Genomic DNA, 3,381 nt, shown 5'->3' with positions numbered 1-3,381 from the left:
ACGTCAATGCGCAGGGTGGTGAAGCGCGGTGCGTATTCGGAGATTTCGGCGCGCGGTTGGGCAATCGCCTGGTTCATGATTTCCAAGATGTGCAGGCGTCCGGCTTTGGCCTGGCTCAGCGCCTGTTCCATGATTTCGCGGGTGATGCCGTCAATTTTGATGTCCATTTGCAGGGCGGTAACGCCATTGGCGGAACCGGCAACTTTGAAGTCCATGTCGCCGAGGTGGTCCTCGTCACCGAGGATGTCGGAGAGGACGGTGAAGCGCTCGCCTTCTTTGACCAAACCCATGGCAATGCCGGCCACCGGGGTTTTGACCGGGACACCGGCGTCCATCAGCGCCAGACTGGTGCCGCAGACGGAAGCCATTGAGCTGGAACCGTTGGATTCGGTGATTTCGGAGACGACGCGGATGGTGTAGGGGAAGGCGCTTTCGGGCGGCAAGATAGCGGTGACGCCACGGCGAGCGAGACGACCGTGACCGATTTCGCGGCGCTTGGGCGAGCCGACGCGCCCGATTTCGCCGACGCTGAACGGTGGGAAGTTGTAGTGCAACATGAAGATGTCGCGGTATTCGCCGGTCAGCGCGTCGATGATTTGTGCATCACGACCGGTGCCGAGGGTGGCGACGACCAGCGCTTGGGTTTCGCCACGGGTAAAGAGGGCGGAGCCGTGCACGCGCGGCAGGACGCCGGTGCGGATGGTAATCGGGCGCACGGTGACGGTATCGCGGCCGTCAATGCGCGGCTCTTTGGCGAGGATGCGGTCGCGTACGACGCGGTATTCGAGGTCGTGTACGGTGTTGCCGACGGCGGTGTCAGTCCAGCCGTCTTCGCTCACCAGTGCGGTTTGTGCTTCTTCGTGAATGGCGGCAACGGCGGCCTGGCGTTCTTGTTTGTCGGCGATTTGGTAGGCGGCGACGAGTTTGTCGTGTGCCAGTTCGCGTACTTTGGCGACCAGCGCTTCGTCAGCGGGGGCGGGTTGCCAGTCCCAGGCGGGTTTGCCCGCTTTGGCGGCCAGTTCGCGGATGGCGTTGATGACGACCTGCATTTGTTCGTGGCCGTACATGACGGCGCCGAGCATGATGTCTTCCGGCAGTTCGTTCGCCTGTGATTCGACCATCAGCACCGCGCCTGCGGTACCGGCGACGACGAGGTCAAGGTCGGAGGTTTGCAGTTCTTTGTCGGAGGGGTTGAGCAGGTAGGCGCCGTTTTTGTAGCCGACGCGCGCCGCACCAATCGGGCCGTTAAACGGCACACCGGAGAGGGCGATGGCAGCGGAGGCACCAATCATCGCCGGGATGTCGGGATTGACGTCGGGGTTGACCGACATGACGCTGGCGATGACTTGTACTTCGTTGAAGAAGCCTTCGGGGAAAAGCGGGCGCAGCGGGCGGTCAATCAGGCGGGAGACGAGGGTTTCGTTTTCGCTGGGACGACCTTCGCGACGGAAATAGCCGCCGGGGATGCGGCCGGCGGCGTAGGATTTTTCCTGGTAATCAACGGTCAGCGGAAAGAAGTCCTGTCCTTCGGCGACGGTTTTTTTGGCAACGGCGGTCACGAGGACGACGGTGCCTTCCATGTGAACCATAACGGCGCCATCGGCCTGGCGGGCGATTTCGCCGCTTTCCAGGGTGACTTGATGTTTGCCGTAGCTAAAGGTGATGCTTTCTTTCACGCTGTCTGCCTCTCTTCAGGAATTAGCGGCGCAGGCCGAGGTCGGCGATGAGCTGGCGGTAGCCGTCGAAATTGACGCGCTTGTAGTAGTCCAGCAGGCGGCGGCGTTGGCTGACCATTTTCAAAAGACCACGGCGGGAGTGGAAGTCCTTGGTGTGGGTCGCAAAGTGGTTTTGCAGGTCAAGGATGCGTGCGGTCAGCAGGGCGATTTGTACTTCGGGCGAGCCGCTGTCGCCTTCTTTGCGTTGGTATTTTTTGATGATTTCGCTTTTGTTTTCAGCGGTAAGCATGGGATTCTCCAAGTTAAGTTCACGTTGCCGATGGCGGTGGGCCTGTGAAAAGAGCGCGGATTTTACGGGGGTTTTTCGGTGATTGCAAGGCGGCGGGCGGCGCACGGGGGCGGTCGCGCGTTTTTTTTAGTTTTTCGGTGATTGTCTTGATTTTTTAGTATTTTTTTCTTTCCGATTTTGTTTGTGGTGATTTATATTAAGCGCGGGTAAATTTATTGTGAGGTTATGTTTATGTCTGTGAATTCGCCTGTTACTTCCAACGAAATCAAGGGCTTTTTCCCGCCCGGCATTGTCACTGGTCTCGGGATTATTCTCGTCGCACTGGTGGTCGCCAAACTCGCCTATGGCGTACTGCCGTATTCGCCGGATGCCAACAAGGGTCTTGCCCTGTTGATTTTTATCGCAATTTTGTGGTTCACCGAGGCGGTGCATATCAGTTTGACCGCCATCATGATTCCGATCGGCGCGCTACTGCTGCATCTGCCCGCCAGCGTCGGCAAGGATGGTACGGTTACCGCGATGACGATGAAATCGGCACTGGCCGGTTTTGCCGACCCGATTATTTATTTGTTCCTTGGCGGTTTTGCGCTTGCCACCGCCTTGCAGGTGCAGAAGATTGACAAGAAGATTGCCAGCGCCATTATTCATATGGCCGGTTCGAGCATGTTGTGGTCAGCGGTGGGTCTGTGCGTCGTCACGGCTTTCCTTTCGATGTGGATTTCCAACACGGCCACCGCGGCGATGATTCTGCCGCTGGCGCTTGGCCTGCTTTCGTCCGTGGACAAGAATGACCGCGGCACGCGCGTTTTCGTGCTGCTCGCGGTCGCCTATTCATCCAGCATTGGCGGCATGGGATTGCTGCAAGGCTCGCCGCCGAACGGTATCGCCGCCAAGCAACTGGGCATGGGCTTTACTGAGTGGATGCGCCTCGGTCTGCCGATTACCTTCATTTTGATGCCGGCGATGTTTGTCACGCTGTGGATCGTCTGCAAGCCGAATTTCAAACAGAAAATCCGCCAGGATAATGAGGAAGACATTCCCTGGACCGGCATCCGCGTGCTAACGCTCATCGTCTTCGCGCTAACCGCGCTGGCGTGGATTTGCGGCGACCAGCTGAAAGCGATGGGCATCAACGCGCCCGACACTTTCGTCGCCCTCTGCGCGATTATTGCGGTGGTCGTGCTGGGGCTTGCCAGCTGGAAAGATGTGACCGACAACACCGACTGGGGTGTACTGCTGCTCTTTGGCGGCGGCATTACCCTGAGCAGCGTTCTCGGCGCGTCCGGGGCGTCCAAGGAAATCGGGCAGATGATTGCCAGCGCCTTCGGCAGCAGCTCGCCTTTTGTCATTATTTTGGTGGTCGCCACGTTCATCATTTTCCTCACCGAGTTCACCAGTAACACCGCCTCGGCGGCG

The 3,381-nt window shown here is 58.7% G+C and carries 3 protein-coding genes; 1 reads left to right on the top strand and 2 read right to left on the bottom strand.

The window, feature by feature from the left end; all coding sequences use genetic code 11:
* Together pnp and rpsO are read right to left on the bottom strand one after the other, a co-directional pair.
* Positions 1–1,676 (bottom strand): polyribonucleotide nucleotidyltransferase (gene pnp / locus Q0349_RS12405; RefSeq protein WP_298081331.1); only part of this gene is annotated, 1,676 nt, incomplete at its 3' end.
* Between the two features lie 22 nt (positions 1,677–1,698).
* Complete coding sequence (gene rpsO / locus Q0349_RS12400) at positions 1,699–1,965, bottom strand: 30S ribosomal protein S15 (protein ID WP_298081330.1); 267 nt, start codon at positions 1,963–1,965, stop codon at positions 1,699–1,701.
* Between the two features lie 231 nt (positions 1,966–2,196).
* Between rpsO and Q0349_RS12395 the strand changes: the two genes are divergently transcribed.
* On the top strand, positions 2,197–3,381 hold a 1,185-nt coding region (locus tag Q0349_RS12395), incomplete at its 3' end, for a DASS family sodium-coupled anion symporter (RefSeq protein WP_298081329.1).

It is taken from the genome of uncultured Cardiobacterium sp., from assembly GCF_938028185.1.
GTDB lineage: Bacteria > Pseudomonadota > Gammaproteobacteria > Cardiobacteriales > Cardiobacteriaceae > Cardiobacterium.
Note: the sequence above shows the minus strand (reverse complement) of the source record. Positions and strands in the feature narration are given on the sequence as shown.